This window comes from uncultured Allobosea sp., from assembly GCF_945956895.1.
Lineage (GTDB): Bacteria > Pseudomonadota > Alphaproteobacteria > Rhizobiales > Beijerinckiaceae > Allobosea.
Window position 1 is genome coordinate 130674 of sequence record NZ_CAMFJF010000003.1, and the last position, 18079, is coordinate 148752.

Here is an 18079-nt window from a genome sequence, read left to right on the forward strand (position 1 = left end):
AGACGCGATATGCACGGCCGCCGCCCCACGATGACCTCCCGCCACGGCATGGTTGCCGCGGCCCATCCTCTGGCGGCACAGGCCGGCGCAAGACTGCTGGCGCAGGGCGGCAACGCCTTCGACGCCGCCGCCGCCACCGCCGCCGCGCTCAACGTGGTCGAGCCGTTCATGTCGGGGCTCGCCGGCATGGGCTTGTCGACGATGTGGGTCGCCGCCGAGAAGCGGGTGCGCGTGCTCGATTTCGTGCCGCCGATCCCGGCGAGCTTCCCGGCAGGCCGCTTCAGCAAGCGCACCGATCTGGAGCGCGGCGCGCTCGCGGTCGCCTCGCCCGGCAATCTCGCCGGCTGGTGCGAGCTGGTGAAGACCTATGGCCGCAAGTCGCTGGCCGAGGTCTTCGCGCCGGCCATCGCGCTGGCACGGGACGGGTCCGCGCTGGCCGAATTCGGCGCGGCGGAGTTCGAGGAGAACGATCCGCTCTTGGAAAAAATCCCGGCGCTTTACCCGGCCTGGTCGAAGAATTACCAGCCCAACGGCCCGATGCATCTCGGCTCGGTTCTCGTCCAGTCCGATCTTGCGAAGACGCTGAGCGAGATCGCCGAGAAGGGGCCGGAGCATTTCTATCGCGGCGTGCTCGGCGAGAAGGTCATCGCGCATCTGCAGGCGCTCGGCGGCTCGCTGACCATGGCCGATCTCGCGGCGGTCAAGACGGTCTGGCGCGAGCCGATGGCGGCGAGCTTCAAGGGATTGTCAGTGCACGTCCCGCCGCCGCCCTGCGAGGGCTTCCAGTTCCTGCTGACCTTGCGCCTGCTCGACGGGATCGATCTTGCGTCCAAGCCGCGGGACGGGGCTGATCATCTCGACCTCGTCTATCGCGCGATCCGCCTCGCGGCGGGCGAGCGCATCGCCCATAACAATCCCTCGCCGGAGAAGCTCGCCGAGATCATGTCGGAGGCCTCGATCGCGCGCCTGCGGCAGCGCCTGACCGACGGCAAGCCGGTGACCGGGCCGACCGAGCAATGGGTGCCGCAGGACAAGGAAGACCCGGCGCACACCACCTCGCTCTCGGTCGCCGACAGCGAGGGCAACCTGATCTGCATCACCCAGAGCCTCGGCAGCCCCTTCGGCAGCGGCGTGGTCGTGCCCGGCACGGGGCTCTGCTTCAACAACTTCCTGTACTGGGCCGATGTCCAGCCCGGCAGCCCGAACCGCTCGAAGCCCGGCGACGAACTGCCGATGTGCATGTCGCCGACGCTCTCGACTCGCGACGGCAAGCCCGTGCTCGCGCTCGGCACGCCCGGCAGCTACGGCATCATGCAGACGCAGGCGCAAGCCATGGTCCAGCATCTCGTCTACGGCTTGCCGCTGCAGGAGGCGATCGAGGCGCCCCGCGCCCGGCTCTGGGATGGTCGCCTCGTCGAGATCGAGAACCGGATCACGCCGGAGACGATCGCCGAACTGATCAAGCGCGGCCACGAGGCACGCGCCTTCGATGTCGGCTGGACGATGCGTTGCGGCGGCATGCAGGCGGTGGCGGTCGATCCTGCGACCGGCGTGTTCACCGGCGCCGCCGACCCGCGCCGCGATGGCTATGTCGCGACGCCGTGAGGCGTCACGGCCGAGTTCAGAAAATGGCGCGGGATCCCCTCTCCTGTAAGGAGAGGGGTAGGGGTGAGGTGTAGGCCCCTGGACCAGCTCGCTCTGGTCTACCGCAGCAGTGGTTGGGGTACGGCCAAGGCGTCCAACGGCCTACCCCTCACCCTGCCCTCTCCCTCCGGGAGAGGGTTCCCGCGGTATCTGAGCCTACTTGGTGATCTGACGTTACTCTGCTGCGAGCACCGAACCCGGGTTCAGAATCCCCTGCGGATCGAGCGTCTGCTTGATCGTCCGCATCAGGTCGAGCTCGACCGGGTCCTTCACGCCTGGCAGCAGATCGCGCTTCAGGCGGCCGATGCCGTGCTCGGCCGAGATCGAGCCATGCAGCTCGGCGACGATGGCGTGGACCGCCTCGTTCATCTCGCTCCAGCGTGCGAGGAAGCCCGCCTTGTCAGCACCGACCGGCTGGCTGACGTTGAAATGGATATTGCCGTCGCCGAGATGGCCGAAGGGCACCGGCCGGCAGCCCGGCACCATCGCCTCCACCGCCGCGATGGCCCGCGCCAGGAACTCGGGCGTCGCATGGATCGGCACGGAGACGTCGTGCTTGATCGAGCCGCCCTCATAGGTCTGCACCTCCGAGAGCATCTCGCGCAGCTTCCAGAAATCGGCGCGCTGGGCCAGCGAGCCCGCCAGCGCCGCATCGGTGACGATGCCCTTCTCCAAGGCTTCGCCGAGGAAGGCCTCGACATGCTCGTCGAGCCCCGAGGCCTGCTGGGCGGAGACCTCCATCAGCACATACCAGGGCGACGGCTCGGAGAGCGGGTCGCGCGTGCCGGAGGCGTGGCGCAGGACGAAGTCCATGCCGATGCGCGGCATCAGTTCGAAGGTGGTGAGCGTGCCGCCGGCGCCGGCCTTGGCGGCGTTGAGCAGTTCGAGCGCCGCCGCCGGATCGGGCACCGCGAGGAAAGCGGTGGCGCGCGCTGCCGGCGCGGGGAAGAGCTTCAGCACGGCGGCGGTGATGATGCCGAGCGTGCCTTCGGCGCCGATGAAGAGGTTCTTCAGGTCGTAGCCGGTATTGTCCTTGCGGAGCTGGCGCAGGCCATTCCAGATGCGTCCGTCCGGCAGTACGACCTCGAGCCCCATGCAGAGATCGCGGGCATTGCCATAGGCCAGCACGGCGGTGCCGCCGGCATTGGTCGAGAGGTTGCCGCCGATGGTGCAGGAGCCTTCCGACGCGAGCGAGAGCGGGAAGAGCCGGCCGGCCGCTTCCGCCGCATCCTGCGCGCGCTTCAGAGTGACGCCGGCCTCGACGATCATCGTGTCGCCATCGGTGTCGACGGCGCGGATCTTGTCGAGGCGCTGCAGCGAGAGGATGACCTCCCTGCCCTCGGAGATCGGGATCTGGCCGCCGACGAGGCCGGTATTGCCGCCTTGTGGCACCAGCACCGTGCCGGTCTCGGCCGCGAGCTTCACCAACTCCGCGACCTCGGCGGTCGAGCCGGGGCGGACGATGCCTTGCGCCTTGCCGCGGAAGAGATCGCGCCATTCCTTGAGATAGGGCACCATCGCGTCGGCATCGGTGATGATGTTCTTCGCGCCGACAATGCCGGCCATGCGATCGAGAATTACGCTCATCCTGAAGCCCTAGCCCTTCTTACCTCGCCGGAACACGCCGACGAGTTCGACATGAGCGGAATAGCGGAACTGGTCGACCGGCGTCACGGCCTCCAGCGCATAGCCGCCCGCAACGAGGGTCGCGGCGTCGCGCGCGAAGCTCGCCGCATCGCAGGAGACGTAGATCACGTCCTTGACCTTCGAGACCGCCAAGCGCTTGACCTGCGCCTCCGCGCCGGCACGCGGGGGATCGAGCACGACGACGTCGAAACCGTTGAGCTCGTGCTCTAAAAGCGGGCGGCGGAACAGGTCGCGCGTTTCGGTCGCGATTGGCTTCAACCCCTGCGTGGCGCCTGCGCCCTTGGCCAGCGCCAGCATTGCCGCCTTGTCGCTCTCGATCGCGAGTACCTGCATACGCTCCGCGATGCGGAAGCTGAACGGGCCGCAGCCGGCAAAGAGATCGGCCGCGCGCTTGCCCTTGGGCAGGGCGGCCATGACGAGCCCGGCCAAAGCCTCCTCGCCCGCCGCCGTCGCCTGCAGGAAGCCGCCTGCGGCCGGCGCCACCAGCGCCCTGCCCATGCGCTGCAAGGGCGGGCGTCGCTCGACAACGATCTCGCCACGGTTCGAGAGCCGGGCGAGGTCGAGCCGCTCTGCGAGCTGCGTCAGGGCGAGCCGGAGCTTGTCACCGAGCGGGCCGTGGCCACGCATATCGACATCGAGCCCGGCTTCCGAGGCCGTGACCTGGATATCGAGCGGCTTGCTCGCGCCGCCCATCCGGTTCGCCAGCATCAGGGCGACGGCTGGCGCGCGGTCGAGCCCCGGCGCCAGAACCGGGCAGGCTTCGACCGAAATCAGATCGTGGCTGCGCGCCGCCATGAAGCCGACGACCATCGCCTCGCCCTGACGACGGGCATGGAAGGTGACGCGGCGGCGCCCGGTGCCATGGGCATCGACGAGATCGGCGACCGGCGCCTCGATGCCGGCGCGGCCGAGCGCGGTCACGACCTGCTGGCGCTTCCATTCGCGATAGAGGCCGGGCGCCATGTGCTGGGCGGCGCAGCCACCGCAGCGGGTGAAGAGCGGGCAGATGGCGGCGATGCGGGATTCGGAAGGCGTGATGATCTCGACAAGCTGGCCGCGCTCGCCATCGACCACGGCGCGCACGGTCTCGCCCGGCAACGCATAGGGAATGAAGATGCTGCCGGAGGCGGCCTGCACGATGCCGTCGCCCTTCTGGCCGAGGCGATCGACGGTGAGAACTTCATTCATGGCGAGCTTCGGAGAAGAAACTTCTCCGGCTTGCGGCTTGGCGACTGGCATTGTTCCGAACTCGGGGCGAAAGGCCCGCTCACTGATGACCGCTGAGAAGCTTTCGCCTATCAGGTCGGAGAGAAATTGGGAAATCCCGCCATGACTATCCGCGCGAAGATCGACATGAAGAATGGCGTCATCGAAGCCATCGGCAACACCCCGCTCATCAAGCTCGAACGCGCCTCGACCGAGACCGGCTGCACCATCCTCGGCAAGGCCGAATTCATGAATCCCGGCCAGTCGGTGAAGGACCGGGCCGCGCTTGCGATCATCCGCGATGCCGAGGCGAAGGGGCAGTTGAAGCCGGGCGGCGTCATCGTCGAGGGCACGGCCGGCAATACCGGCATCGGCATTGCGCTCGTCGGCAATGCGCTCGGCTATCGCTCGGTGATCGTCATCCCGGAGACACAGAGCCAGGAAAAGAAGGACATGCTGAGGCTCGCCGGCGCGACGCTGGTCGAGGTGCCGGCTGCGCCTTATGCCAATCCGAACAACTACGTGAAGGTCTCGGGCCGCCTCGCCGAGGAACTGGCGAAGACGGAGCCGAACGGCGCGATCTGGGCCAACCAGTTCGACAATGTCGCCAACCGACAGGGCCATTTCGAAACGACCGGTCCGGAAATCTGGGACCAGACTGCAGGCCAAGTCGACGGCTTTATCTGTGCGGTCGGCTCGGGTGGGACGCTGGCCGGCGTCGGCATGGCGCTGAAGGCACGCAATCCGAAGGTGACGATCGGGCTCGCCGATCCGATGGGCGCTGCGCTCTATTCCTACTACACATCGGGCGTGCTCAAGGCCGAGGGCTCCTCGATCACCGAGGGCATCGGCCAGGGCCGGATCACTGCCAATCTGGTGGATGCGCCGATCGATATCGCCTTCCAGATTCCGGATGCGGAAGCGGTGCAGATCGTCTTCGACCTGCTGGAGCGGGAGGGTCTGTGTCTCGGCGGCTCGTCGGGCATCAATGTCGCCGGCGCGATCCGTTTGGCCAAGCAGATGGGACCGGGCCACACCATCGTGACGGTGTTGTGCGACTACGGCACGCGCTACCAGTCGAAGCTCTTCAACCCCGAATTCCTGCGTTCGAAGAACCTGCCGGTTCCCGGCTGGCTGGAGCGCGACGGCTCGGCGCTGAAGCAGGTCGTCGCGCAGGTCATGGCCTGAACGACGCTGCTCATTTGCCGGAAAAGTGATTTCCACGGAGATCGAACAGTTCTAGCCTGCCACCCGATGATCCAGCGATCGACGAGGTGGTCGCATGTCAGTCTCGGAAGTCCGGTTCACGTCCCCAGCCGCGCGGGAAACGACGCCCGCCGCCGTTCCCCTCGAACAGGATCACCCGCATCAGGACGGGGTCATCGCATCGGGCGTCTATGTCCATGGCGTGCGCGTCGCGGACATCCCGGTCACGGAAGCCGGAGAATGGGCGCGCAAGGACGATCATGTCGTCTGGATCGGCCTGCTCGAACCGGAGCCCGCGCTGCTGCGCTGCGTGCAGCAGCAGTTCAACCTGCACCCGCTCGCAGTCGAAGACGCCACCAACGCGCATCAGCGGCCCAAGCTTGAGCAATATGGCGACGCGCTCTTCGTCGTCGCGCGCACGGCGCAGTTGACCGAGGGGCGCATCGCTTTCGGCGAGACCCATATCTTCGTCGGGCGCGGCTATATCGTCAGCGTCCGGCACGGCGCCTCGACCTCGTACAAGTCGGTGCGGCAGCATTGGGAGACATGCCCGACCTCGCTGGCGAAGGGCGAGGATTTCATCCTCTATGCGATCCTCGATTTCATCGTCGACAACTACATGCCGGTGCTGGAAGCGATCCATGACGAGGTCGAGAAGATCGAGGACAAGGTCCTCGCCAAGCCGATGGCGCGCTCCGACATCGAGCGGCTCTACATGCTGCGCCGCGACCTGCTGCGCCTGCGCAATGCGGTGGCGCCGCTGGTCGATGTCTGCCAGCGCCTGATGAACGGCACCGTGCCGCAGGTCCGGCCGACGCTCGCCCCGATGTTTCGCGACGTGACCGACCATGTCCGCACCGTGCAGGAGAAGATCGACAGCCTGCGCGAGGTCCTGGCCTTCGCCTTCGAGGCGAGCCTGCTCGTCGGTCAGAGCCAGGAGAACGCGATCACCAAGCGCCTGGCCTCCTGGGCGGCGATCCTGGCGGTACCGACGGCGCTCGCGGGCATCTACGGCATGAATTTCAAGAACATGCCGGAACTGGAGCTGCAGTACGGCTATTACACGGTGATCGGCGTGATCGTAACGTCCTGCGCCATCCTCTACTGGCGCTTCAAGCGGAATGGCTGGCTTTAGAGCCGCTCCGGCTCATTGGAGTGATGGTGCGCTTCCCCCGAGAGGCAGACCGTCACAGCCACTTCTTCCAACGAAAGAACAGGTAGGGCAGCACGGCGAAGAGGATCATCAGGCCGATCGCCATGGGATAGCCCCATTGCCAGTCCAACTCCGGCATCGACTTGAAGTTCATGCCGTAGATCGAGGCGATGAGCGTCGGCGGCATCAGCGCGACCGAGACGACCGAGAAGAGCTTGATGATCTTGTTCTGCTCGATCGAGACCAGGCCGAGCGTGGCATCCATCATGAACTGCAGCTTGTTGGACAGGAAGGCAGCGTGCTCCTCGATGGCCTGCACGTCGCGCACCGCGGAGCGCCATTCCGCCGAGAAGCCGGTCTGCGCCTTCTTCGGCCGGGTATAGTTGGCCGAGAGAAAGAGCAGCACGCGCTCGACCGTCATCATGCTCTCGCGGACATTGGAGATGATGTGCTCGTACTGGCCGATCTTCTGGATGACGACCTGATAGACGCCGCCGCGCTCGACATCCTGGCCGCGCCCGGCGAAAACACGGCGCGAGGCGATATCGATCTTGTCGCCGACGCCGCGCAGCACCTCGGCGGCGCGGTCGACGATCGCCTCGATCAGCCCGTCCAGCACGGCCTCCGGCTGCTGGCCGCAGCCGCCCGGCTTTGAGGCGCGATTGAGGAAGATGTTGAAGGCGCCCGGCTCGTCATAGCGCACCGTCACCAGCGCCTTGTCGGTCAGGATGAAGGTGACATCCGCCAGCTTGGGAACGACGGTATCGGATTGGCAGATGATCCGCGCGGTCATATAGCGCGCGCCATTCTCGGTATAGATGATCTCGGAGGGCTCGAGATCGTGCATCTCCTCGCGCGTCGGAATCGAGATGCCCAAATGCTTCTCGACCCGCCTGTCCTCCTCCGCCGTCGGATTGAGCAGGTCGATCCAGACGACGTCGTCGGGAAAGTTGCCATCCGCGCCGAGCGCGCCGGGGCGGAGCTTGTCGCGCGTATCGGAGCAAGTGCCGTGGATCGTCAGCATGGCGCGAATCTCGCTGCACGGTCGGGATGGAAAGCGGCAGGAACTCCGATCCGCGCGGCATGTCAAACCGATGACGCGATGGGAAGCGCTCAGGCTCGCGCTCGCAACCCGGAAGCATGACCGAGCGTCATTCTCGGGCGAAGCGAAGCGCAGACCCGAGAAACTCTTTCAGAAAGAGGCTCCGATGCCCTCTCCGACATGAGATGCTCGGGTCAAGCCCGCGCATGACGGAGCATATCCTGCCTCACACCCCGCCCTTCACGCCCTGCGGCGGCAAGCTGTCCGCCGGCACGAAGAAATCCGGCATCAGCGGCACGGAGGGGTCGACACGGTACGGGCTGAAATCGGTCACGCCCTCGCCGGCCATGAAGCTGTCGTCGATCAGGAAATTGCCGGAGAATTCGCGGGACGGCTTCGAGAAGATCATGTGTGCAGCGTCGGCGAGGATCTCGGGCGTGCGGCTGGCCTGCACCATCTTGTCGCCGCCGAGCAGGTTCTGGACGGCGGCGGTCGCGATGGTGGTGCGCGGCCAGAGCGCATTGACCGCGATGCCCTGGCGCGCCAGCTCGCCGGCGAGGCCGAGCACACACAGGCTCATGCCGTATTTCGCGATGGAATAGGCCAGATGCGGCGCGAACCACTGCGTCTTCATGTCGAGCGGCGGCGAGAGCATCAGGATATGCGGGTTTTCGGCCTTCGCCAGATGCGGAATGGCGTACTTCGAAACCATGAAGGTGCCGCGCGTGTTGATCTGGTGCATCAGATCGAAGCGCTTCATATCGGTCATCTGCGTGTTGGTCAGCTGGATCGCGCTGGCATTGTTCACGACGATGTCGATGCCGCCGAAGGTCTCGGCGGTCTTGGCGATCGCCTCGGCCACGCTCTGCTCGTCGCGGACATCGACCATCAAGGGCAGGCACTTGCCGCCGGCCGCCTCGATCTCCGCGGCGGAGGTGTAGATCGTGCCGGGGAGCTTGGGGTGCGGCTCGGCCGTCTTGGCGGCGATGGTGACATTGGCGCCGTCCTTCGCCGCCCGCAGCGCGATGGCCAAGCCGATGCCGCGCGAGCCGCCGGTGATGAAAAGCGTCTTACCCTTGAGCGACATCGCCGCCTCCCTCCTGGTTGTCGATGACGTAGCGGGCCGGCTGCGAACCGTCCCGGTCGGTGAAGCCATAGGCACGCGCCAGATCGGCGACATGCAGCACCTGCCCGGCATGAACAGCGACTTGCGGATCGGCGGCCAGCGCCGCGACGGCACGGCCGGCATAGAGCGGGGTTTCGGTGGTCTGGTCGCCGAGGCCGGCATCGCGGACCCGCTCGGTCAGGACATGACCGGGCGACAGGCCCAGTGCGGTGACGCCGAAAGGCTTCAGCTCCTCAGCCATCGCAAAGCTCAAGCGGTTCATCGCGGCCTTGGCGAGGTCATAGAAGACATCGCCGAGATAGCCGCCGGCCATATCAAAGCTCAGCGTGACGATCAGGCCCGCGCGCGCCTGAACCATGGCCGGTGCGACTGCCCGCGCCAGCAGCAACTGGGCATAGACGCCGCTTTCGAAGCTCTCACCCAGTCGTGCCGCCGGGCGACGCCAGAACGGCGTACCGAAGCCGGATCCGTCGGGATAGCGCTCGCCGTCATAGCCTTCATGGCCGCCCCAGACCGCGTCAACGACGCAATCGAGCCGGCCGAAACGTCGCAAGGCCCAGGCGACGAGCCCGTCGACATCGCGCTCGCTGGTGTGGTCGCAGCGATAGGGATAGCCCTTGCCGCCGGCCGCCTCGACCTCGCGGGCCGTGTCCTCGAAGGTCTCGAGACGCTGATCGGTGCGCGGGCCCGCCTCGCTGGAGCGGCCGGTGACGATCACCGTCGCGCCGGCCTCGCCGAGCGCTTTCGCAATGCCGCGCCCGAGCCCTCGCGACGCGCCAGCGACGAGGCAGATGCGGCCGGAGAGAGAGCCCGGCGCTTCGCTCACGCGGCGAAGACCGCGGCCGCGTCGGCGATGGCGCCGGCCCCCTCCGTTACCGCGAGTTCGAGGCCCGGCGCCTCGGTCGCGAGATATTCAGCATAGAATCGAGCGGTGGCGAGATCGGCAGTGCCCTCCGCGTCGGAACGCGTGGCGAGCGCCTTCTTGGCCAGCCCCGTGCCGCCCTGCGCCAGCGCGAAGAGCTTGAGATAGGGCGTGGCGCCGGCCAGCGCGTCGGCAGGCTTGCCGCCGAGCGCGCCGAGCATCCATTCCGTCGCGCGTTCCAGAGAATCGACGGCAGCGCCGAGGCGCGCAGCGGCATGGCCGAAGCCCGGATTGTTGGCGCGCTCGACCTCGCCGACAATGCCGCGCATCTCGTTGATCAGAGCATGCACCGCATCTCCGCCAGACAGCGGCAGCTTGCGGGTGACGAGGTCGATCGCCTGGATGCCGTTGGTGCCCTCGTAGATCGCGGCGATGCGGGCATCGCGCAGATGCTGGGCGGCGCCGGTCTCCTCGACGAAGCCCATGCCGCCATGGACCTGCACGCCGGTCGAGGCGACGTCGATGCCGATATCGGTGGCATAGGCCTTGGCGATCGGCGTGAGGACAGCGGCGCGCTCGGAAGCGGCCTTGCGCCTGGCCTCGTCCGTCTCGCGATGCGAGCGGTCGAGCGCTTCCGCGACCTGATAGGAGATGGCGCGGGCGCCTTGGGTCTTGGCACGCATATCCATCAGCATGCGGCGCACATCGGGATGGACGATGATCGGACTCATCGGGGCGCCCTTGGGCGCATCGAGCGCCGCGCCCTGCTTGCGCTCATGCGCGAACGCCACCGCCTGCTGATAGGCGCGCTCGGCGATGGCGACGCCCTGCAATGCCACGTTGAGGCGGGCATTGTTCATCATCGTGAACATGCAGGCGAGGCCGCGATTCTCCTCGCCGATCAGCCAGCCGATCGCGCCGTCATTGTCGCCGAAGGCCATCGAGCAGGTCGGCGAGGCGTGGATGCCGAGCTTGTGCTCGATGCCGGAGCAGCGCAGGTCGTTATGCGCGCCCAGCGAACCATCGGCATCGACCAGGAATTTCGGCACGAGGAAGAGCGAAATGCCGCGCGTGCCGGGAGGGGCATCGGGCAGGCGCGCCAGCACCAAGTGGATGATGTTCTCGGTCAGGTCGTGCTCGCCATAGGTGATGAAGATCTTCTGGCCGGTGATGCGATAGGTGCCGTCCCCGACGCGCTCGGCCTTGCTGCGCAGCGCATTGAGGTCGGAGCCGGCCTGCGGCTCGGTCAGGTTCATCGTGCCCATCCACTCGCCGGAGACGAGCTTGGCGAGATAGGTCTCCTTGAGATGGTCGGAGCCATGGGCATGGATCGCCTCGATCGCGCCGACCGTCAGCAACGGGCCAAGCGCGAAGGCAAAGGCGGCCGAGTTCCACATCTCGATGCAGGCCGATTGCAGCAGCGTCGGCAGGCCCTGCCCGCCATAGGCTTCCGGCGCCGGCAGCGCGTTCCAGCCGGCCTCGGACCAGGCCTTGTAGGCCTCCTTCCAGCCCGGCGGCGTGGTGACGGCGCCGTCCTTCAGCTTGGAGCCGTTGAGATCGCCGACGCGGTTCAAAGGCGCGATCACGTCGGCGGCGAATTTCGCGGCCTCTTCGAGCACGGCTTCCGCGACACCGCCTTCGAGTTCCGGCACGAGCCCGTCGGCGATCAGCCTGTCGAGGCCTGCGACATGGCGCATGGTAGAGAGCATGTCCGAAACCGGGGCGCGATAGCTCATTGGTCGTCTCCCTGAGGCCGGCATTTGCCCGCGAAGGCAGCCGCAGCCTGCATTTGCCGTTGCCGCGATGGTAGCGAGGAACTATCGCCTAAGCCACGCGCAAGCGAGCGCGACCTTCGTCCCGTGCCGCGCCCATCAGTTAGTTTATATATAAACCATCATCGGTCAATCGCGTCGTGAACCAGATCCTGCCCGCCTCTCGCCCCACGAAGCTCCTCGCCGCAGATGCCTCCGGCATCGCCGAGGCGGCGGCGCTGCTGCGCGCGGGCGGACTCGTCGCGATGCCGACCGAGACGGTCTACGGGCTTGCCGCCGATGCGACATCGGGCACGGCCGTCGCCGGCATCTACGCCGCCAAGGAGCGGCCGAGCTTCAACCCGCTGATCTCACACCTGCACGATCTCGCGAGCGCGCGCCGTCAGGGACTGTTCGATGCGAACGCGCTGGCGCTGGCGCAAGCCTTCTGGCCGGGCCCGCTGACGCTGGTCGTGCCGGCCTCTCCCGGCTGCACCGTCAGCGATCTGGCGCGGGCGGGACTTCCTTCCGTCGCGTTGCGCGTCCCGGCGCATCCGGTCGCGCATGCCGTGCTGGAAGCGGCCGAGCGGCCGATCGCGGCGCCCTCCGCCAACCGTTCCGGCCGGATCAGTGCCACCAGCGCCGCCCATGTCCTCGCCGACCTCGACGGGCGCATCGATGCCATCCTCGATGCTGGCCCGACCGAAGTCGGGGTCGAATCGACCATCGTCGCCTGCCTCGACGACGCCCCGCGCCTGCTCAGACCCGGCGGCGTGCCACGCGAGGCGATCGAGCATGTCATCGGCCGACCGCTCGTCATCGCGGGCGATGCCGGTCACGCGCCGATCTCGCCCGGCATGCTTGCCTCGCATTATGCGCCGGCGGCGCGGGTCAGGCTCGATGCCGACGCTCCGGAAGACGGCGAGGCCTGGCTCGGCTTCGGCCCCGAGGCCCACCAGCACCCGACTTCGCTCAATCTCAGCCCGACCGGCGACCTGCGCGAGGCCGCCGCCCATCTTTTCGGCTATATGCGCCGGCTTGACGAGATGGGGTTGAAGACCATCGCGGTCGCCCGCATTCCCGAGCACGGGCTGGGCGATGCGATCAACGATCGTCTGCGGCGCGCGGCGGCGCCGCGCTGAGGGTTATGCAGCCCTCATCCTGAGGAGCGAGCCAGGGGCTCGCGTCTCGAAGGATGCTCCAGATATCACCGGAGCCTCGTGAAGCATCCTTCGAGACGCCGCTTCGCGGCTCCTCAGGATGAGGGCTCGGATATTCCCCGCTCTCCTGGATTTGAATTCCTCCAGCTTGCATCGCTGCAAGATATCGGCTTGCGTGCGCGCAGGAGGACGCCTTGCCGATGAATGCCAAGCTCGCCTGGGACGATTTCCGGCTGATCAAGGCCATTGCCGATCATGACGGGCTGACCGGGGCGGCGGCAGCGCTCTCGGTCAATCATTCGACCGTGTTCCGGCGTCTCGGCCAGATCGAGGAGTTCGTCGGCATGCCGCTCTTCGAGCGGCGCAAGACCGGCTATGTCGCGACTGTCGCAGGCGCCGAGATGGCGGCGCTGGCGAGCCGGATGGACGAGGATGTCACGGCCTTTGCCCGGCGCCTGGCCGGGCGGGATGTCGCCCCCTCCGGCGAATTGCGGATCACAACGACCGACACGCTCTACCAGAACGTGCTGCTGCCGATCTTCGCAGCCTTCCGCAAGGCCCATCCGCTGATCCGGCTCGATGTCGTGATCGGCAACCAGGCGCTCAACCTGTCGAAGCGGGACGCCGATATCGCGATCCGCGCCAGCGACACGCCGGGCGAGACGCTGGTCGGCCGGCGCATCGCCACCATCGCCTGGGCGATCTATGGCCGCGCCGCGGACGGCATCACGCCGGAGGAGCAGGCCAACCCCGCCCTGCTCTACAAGCGCGACTGGGTCGCGCTCGGCGACCAGCTCTCGCATGTGAAGGCGGCCCGCTTCGTGCGCGAGCATGTCGCGCCGGAGCGGATCGCGCTGAAGAGCTCTGCCGTTCTCGGCATCGCGGAGGCTGTCGCGCAGGGCCTCGGCGTCGGGCCGCTGCCCTGCTTCATCGCCGACCAGCGGTCGGACCTGATCCGGCTCCTCCCGCCCAATCCGGATTTCGCCACGGGGCTATGGGTGCTGACCCATCCCGATATCCGGCATGTGCCGCGCGTGCGCGCCTTCATGGACTTCTGCAGCAACGAGCTCGCACGGCAGCGGGCGCTGTTCGAGGGGTAGAGGGCAGGCGCAGACCTGAGCCCAGAGACTATGAACACGACGTAGCTCAAGCTCGTCATGCTCGCCCTTGTGGCGAGCATCCACGTCTTGAACACCGCACTGCATCGAAGAAGACGTGGATGGCCGGGACAAGCCCGACCATGACGGGAACAATAACGGCGTGGCTCCGTGCAACCTCAGCCGATCTCGACGACGACCCGCCCCTTGACCTTGCCCTCGACGATGGCCCTGCCGGTCTCGATCACGGCGTCCAGCGGGATCGTCGTGGTGATCAGGGCGAGCTTGTCGCGGTCGAGATCACTGGCAAGGCGCTGCCAGGCTTCGATCCGGCGCGGTTTCGGGCACATCACCGAATCGACACCGAGCAGGGCGACGCCGCGCAGGATGAAGGGCGCGACCGAGGCCGGCAGGTCCATGCCCTGCGCGAGGCCGCATGCGGCGATGGCACCACCATATTTCGTCATCGAGAGCAGGTTCGCGAGGGTATGCGAGCCGACCGCGTCAACGCCGGCGATCCAGCGCTCCTTGCCGAGCGGGCGGCCGGGCGCCGCCAGCTCGGTGCGGTCGATGATCTCGGCCGCCCCGAGGCTCTTGAGGTAATCGGCCTCCTCGGCGCGGCCCGTCGAGGCGATGACGTGCCAGCCGGCCTTGGCCAGCAGCGCGATCGCGACCGAGCCGACGCCGCCTGCCGCACCCGTGACGACGACCGGGCCGTCGGAAGGTTTCAGACCGTGCTTCTCGAGCGCGAGCACACAGAGCATGGCGGTGTAGCCGGCCGTGCCGATCGCCATCGCCTCGGCGGGCGTCAGCCCCGCAGGCAGCGGCACCAGCCAGTCGCCCTTGACCCGGCTCTTCTGGGCATAGGCACCGAGATGGGTTTCGCCGGTGCCCCAGCCGTTCAGAACGACAAGGTCGCCCGGCTTGAACTCGGGATGATCGGAGGTCTCGACCCGACCGGCGAAGTCGATGCCGGGGATCATCGGCCAGCGGCGCACCACCGGCGCCTTGCCGGTGACGGCGAGGCCATCCTTGTAGTTCACCGTCGAATGCGTGACGCGGACGGTGACGTCGCCCTCCATCAGGTCGCTCTCGGCGAAATCGGTGAAGGCAAGGTTCGGCCCGGCCTCGCCCTTGGTCGCCACGAGGGCCTTGAACGTCGTCATCACCATCTCCCAAGCGCTCAAACGCGAAGGCCGACAAGGTTGCAGCGGCGTGGCGCCACCGCAACCCCATCGGCCGTGCGAAGGTTCGTCTTCCCAATCAGGCGGGCTGTGCTTCCGGCCGCTGCACCGGCCGTTCGATGATCGGCAGGTTGATCAAGGCCGAGGCGACGCCGAGCGCGACCGAGAGCCACCAGACGAACTGGTAGTTGCCCATCGATTCGTAGAGCACGCCGCCGAGCCAGACGCCGAGGAACCCGCCGACCTGGTGCGAGAAGAAGGCGAAGCCATAGAGCATCGCCATGTACTTGGTGCCGAACATCAGCATGACCAGCGAGGAGGTCGGTGGCACGGTCGAGAGCCAGAACAGGCCGATGACGATGCCGAAGGTGATCGCGGTCGTCGGGCTCGGCGGCAGCAGGATGAAGGCGGCGATGGCGACCGCGCGGCCGAGATAGATCCAGGCGAGCAGATGCCGCTTCGGCATCCGCATCGAGAGCCAGCCCGAGGAGAGCGAGCCGACGGCGTTGGCGAGACCGATGACGGCGAGCGTCCAGCCGCCGACCCAGGCCGGCAGGCCGGCATCCTTGAGATAGGCCGGCATATGCACGGTGATGAAGGCGAGCTGGAAGCCGCAGGTGAAGAAGCCGAGCACCAGCAGGACATAGCTGCGGTGCCTGAACGCCTCCGTCAACGCCTGCCTCACCGTCTGGTTCGGCAGGTTCGCTGCGGCCGCTCCCGCTCCGGCGCCGGTCTTGCGTGTCGCCATCACGATCGAGATCGGCAGGATCGGCAGCAGCGTGAAGGCGAAGACGACCAGCGCCTGCTGCCAGCCCAGCGTCTCGATCAGGATGTTGCCGATCGGCGGGAAGAGGAACTGGCCAAAGGAGCCGGCGGCCGTGCCGGCGCCGAAGGCCATCGGCCGCCACTGTTCCGGCAGGAGCTTGCCGAAGGCCGCGAGCACGAGGTTGAAGGAGCATGCCGAGAGACCGAAGCCGATCAGCACGCCGGCGCCGAAATGGAGCTGCAGCGGTGTCGTCGCATAGGCCATCGTGACGAGGCCGGCGGCATAGAGGAGCGCGCCGACGCAGAGCACGCGCACGGTGCCGTAACGGTCCGCGATCGCGCCGGCAAAGGGCGCGCCGAGGCCCCAGAGCAGGTTCTGGATCGCCAATGCCAGGCTGAAGGTATCGCGTCCCCAATGGAACTGCACGGTCATCGGAATCTGGAACAGGCCGGCGCTGGCGCGGGGGCCGAAGGTGATCAGGGCGATCAGGCAGCCTGCCGCGACGATGATCTCCGGAGCATAGCTGCGCGCTGGAGTGGACGTCATGGATGTCTCCGAAGCATCGAATGTGTGGCTACACGTTAGCGTCCTGCCCCGAGGGCAACCAACGCGATTTCGTGAAATCTCGCATCACGGCGACACATGGAAGGCAAAAGGCGGGCTCGCCGTTAACCGGCGCTCAACCTTACCGAGGCGATAACGGATTCCAACGAAGGCGCGCGAGTCGGCGGCGCTTTTCGCTCCGTGCGGTCGGGACGGGTGTGTCGCTTTGAGTCACTGGCGTGTGCACAGGCATGGGCGGAAGGCGCGCCCCCTCGGCATCAAATGGGCCGCGAACACCGTTGCGCCCTGGGCCCTGTCGGTTGGCCTGCTGGTTTCCTTCACCGCCTCCGCCGGCCAGAATTTCGGACCGACCGGCCTGCCCTCCAGCGCCATTCCCCGGGTTGCGCCCGCCCCCGTCTCGGAACTCGCCGAAGGCCCCTCGATGCTGGTCGCGGCCAGCGCCTTCCGCTTGCCGGGCCTCGCCCTGACCTCCGCCGTCACGCAGGCGAAGCTCTCCTTCGAGGATCCGGAGCGACGCATCGTCGTCGATCCGCGCGCGCCGCGCGAGGACATGAAGCGCTCCGTCGCCGCCACCTTCCCGGAGGTCGACCGCACGGCCAAGGGCGACATGCTGCCGAGCCTGCGGCCAGGCCTTTCCGAACACCCCTCCGTCGAACTGGAGCGCGTGGTCTTCGGCGACACCCAGCCCAAGCTGATCTCGGGCGGCTTCTCGATCGACGCCATGCGCGCGGCCGAGGCCGTCGACGGCCCGCAGACCGGCTTCGAGCCCTATGCCAATGACGAGGGGCTGACCGATCCGGCCCTGTCCGATTCCTCACCCGTCTCGCCGTTCAAGCCGAAGATTCACTCGGCGCGCCAGGCGGAGCTCCATCTCGAAAGCATCGACGGCTCTTCGCCCTCGGTCCCGAAGGCCAGCCAGGCCTCGTCGTCGACGCCGCTCGTCGGCTCGGTCATGGGCACGCTGACGCCAGCCGCCCTGCCCGCCCATTCCGCCCAGCAGCAGCGCGGGCGCATCGCGCTGGCCTCGGCACCGGCCAATCGCGACCTGCGCCTCGCCGAGCCCGGCGTGAAGCAGGACTATACCAGCCTGATCGCGCCGGAGAACATGGCGAAGGAACAGCGCTGCCTCGCGGAAGCCGTCTATTTCGAGGCTCGATCCGAGTCGCTTCAGGGCCAGGCGGCCGTGGCGCAGGTCGTGCTCAACCGCGTGAAGAGCGGGCTCTATCCGAGCAGCGTCTGCGGCGTGGTCTACCAGAACAGCAACCGCTATCTCGCCTGCCAGTTCACCTTCACCTGCGAGGGCAAGTCGCTGCGCATCACCGAGCCCGCCTCCTGGCGCGACGCGGTCAGGATCGCGCGCGAGGTCTATGACGGCACGACCTATCTGCCGGAAGTCGGCGCCTCGACCCACTACCACGCGAATTACGTCAGGCCTTATTGGGCGAAGCGGCTGAAGAAGATGGATACGATCGGCCAGCACGTCTTCTACCAGTTGCGGCCGGGGCAGACCTGATCGCGGCCAGCAGCCGACACCGGCTACCCTGAGACGGCAGGCGGGTGCTCGCGCTATCCGAACAGGAAATGCCAGGCGCCGTAGCCGATCACGCCGATCCAACCCAGCGTCACGACGGCGGTAAGGCCCAGATACAGAAAAACGAACGCGTTATCCTT

The 18079-nt window shown here is 67.2% G+C and carries 14 protein-coding genes; 6 read left to right on the plus strand and 8 right to left on the minus strand.

Annotated features, from left to right (window positions below):
* Positions 1 to 9: 9 nt before the first annotated feature.
* Entirely contained in the window at positions 10 to 1605 is a 1596-nt protein-coding gene (locus tag Q0Q02_RS03210) for a gamma-glutamyltransferase (RefSeq protein WP_293806816.1), read from the plus strand.
* 213 nt (positions 1606 to 1818) lie between these two features.
* On the opposite strand, the gene Q0Q02_RS03215 is transcribed toward Q0Q02_RS03210, so the two are convergent.
* Positions 1819 to 3231 carry an FAD-binding oxidoreductase gene (locus Q0Q02_RS03215; RefSeq protein WP_293806818.1) on the minus strand — a complete coding sequence of 471 codons (1413 nt, stop codon included), beginning with the start codon at positions 3229 to 3231 and terminating at the stop codon, positions 1819 to 1821.
* A 9-nt stretch (positions 3232 to 3240) separates the two neighbouring features.
* Entirely contained in the window at positions 3241 to 4479 is a 1239-nt protein-coding gene (locus tag Q0Q02_RS03220; RefSeq protein WP_293806820.1) for an RNA methyltransferase, read from the minus strand.
* A gap of 159 nt (positions 4480 to 4638) precedes the next feature.
* Between Q0Q02_RS03220 and Q0Q02_RS03225 the strand changes: the two genes are divergently transcribed.
* Together Q0Q02_RS03225 and corA are read left to right on the plus strand one after the other, a co-directional pair.
* Complete coding sequence (locus Q0Q02_RS03225; protein ID WP_293806987.1) at positions 4639 to 5685, plus strand: cysteine synthase A; 1047 nt, start codon at positions 4639 to 4641, stop codon at positions 5683 to 5685.
* 94 nt (positions 5686 to 5779) lie between these two features.
* Positions 5780 to 6838 (plus strand): magnesium/cobalt transporter CorA, encoded by a 1059-nt coding sequence (corA, locus tag Q0Q02_RS03230; RefSeq protein WP_293806822.1) that lies wholly within the window; start codon positions 5780 to 5782, stop codon positions 6836 to 6838.
* A gap of 52 nt (positions 6839 to 6890) precedes the next feature.
* Here corA and Q0Q02_RS03235 read toward each other — a convergent pair whose 3' ends face one another.
* From Q0Q02_RS03235 to Q0Q02_RS03250, 4 genes are all read right to left on the minus strand, one after another.
* Positions 6891 to 7880, minus strand: coding sequence for a magnesium transporter CorA family protein (locus tag Q0Q02_RS03235; protein WP_293806824.1), 990 nt, complete (start codon positions 7878 to 7880; stop codon positions 6891 to 6893).
* A gap of 244 nt (positions 7881 to 8124) precedes the next feature.
* The gene (locus Q0Q02_RS03240) at positions 8125 to 8985 is read right to left on the minus strand and encodes an NAD(P)-dependent oxidoreductase (RefSeq protein WP_293806825.1); all 861 of its coding nucleotides are present in this window, start codon (positions 8983 to 8985) and stop codon (positions 8125 to 8127) included.
* Positions 8969 to 9850, minus strand: a complete 882-nt coding sequence (locus Q0Q02_RS03245) for an SDR family NAD(P)-dependent oxidoreductase (RefSeq protein ID WP_293806827.1) — start codon at positions 9848 to 9850, stop codon at positions 8969 to 8971. The genes Q0Q02_RS03240 and Q0Q02_RS03245 overlap by 17 nt, the downstream gene beginning before the upstream one ends.
* Positions 9847 to 11622: an acyl-CoA dehydrogenase gene (locus tag Q0Q02_RS03250; RefSeq protein ID WP_293806829.1), complete on the minus strand. Its 1776-nt coding sequence runs from the start codon at positions 11620 to 11622 to the stop codon at positions 9847 to 9849. Before Q0Q02_RS03250 ends, Q0Q02_RS03245 begins: the two co-directional genes overlap by 4 nt.
* Before the next feature lie 185 nt (positions 11623 to 11807).
* Between Q0Q02_RS03250 and Q0Q02_RS03255 the strand changes: the two genes are divergently transcribed.
* On the plus strand, positions 11808 to 12779 hold the full coding sequence (locus Q0Q02_RS03255) for an L-threonylcarbamoyladenylate synthase (RefSeq protein WP_293806989.1): 972 nt from the start codon (positions 11808 to 11810) through the stop codon (positions 12777 to 12779).
* 218 nt (positions 12780 to 12997) lie between these two features.
* A complete protein-coding gene (locus Q0Q02_RS03260; protein WP_293806991.1) occupies positions 12998 to 13897 on the plus strand; it encodes a LysR family transcriptional regulator in 900 nt (299 codons plus the stop codon).
* 176 nt (positions 13898 to 14073) lie between these two features.
* Here the strand turns inward: Q0Q02_RS03260 and Q0Q02_RS03265 are convergent, their stop codons facing one another.
* Both Q0Q02_RS03265 and Q0Q02_RS03270 read right to left on the minus strand, forming a co-directional pair.
* Positions 14074 to 15060, minus strand: a complete 987-nt coding sequence (locus Q0Q02_RS03265; protein ID WP_293806831.1) for an MDR family oxidoreductase — start codon at positions 15058 to 15060, stop codon at positions 14074 to 14076.
* A gap of 97 nt (positions 15061 to 15157) precedes the next feature.
* Entirely contained in the window at positions 15158 to 16390 is a 1233-nt protein-coding gene (locus Q0Q02_RS03270) for an MFS transporter (protein ID WP_293806833.1), read from the minus strand.
* A 223-nt stretch (positions 16391 to 16613) separates the two neighbouring features.
* Here Q0Q02_RS03270 and Q0Q02_RS03275 point away from each other — a divergent pair, with 223 nt between their 5' ends.
* Complete coding sequence (locus Q0Q02_RS03275; protein WP_293806835.1) at positions 16614 to 17921, plus strand: cell wall hydrolase; 1308 nt, start codon at positions 16614 to 16616, stop codon at positions 17919 to 17921.
* The last annotated feature ends 158 nt before the right edge of the window (positions 17922 to 18079 follow it).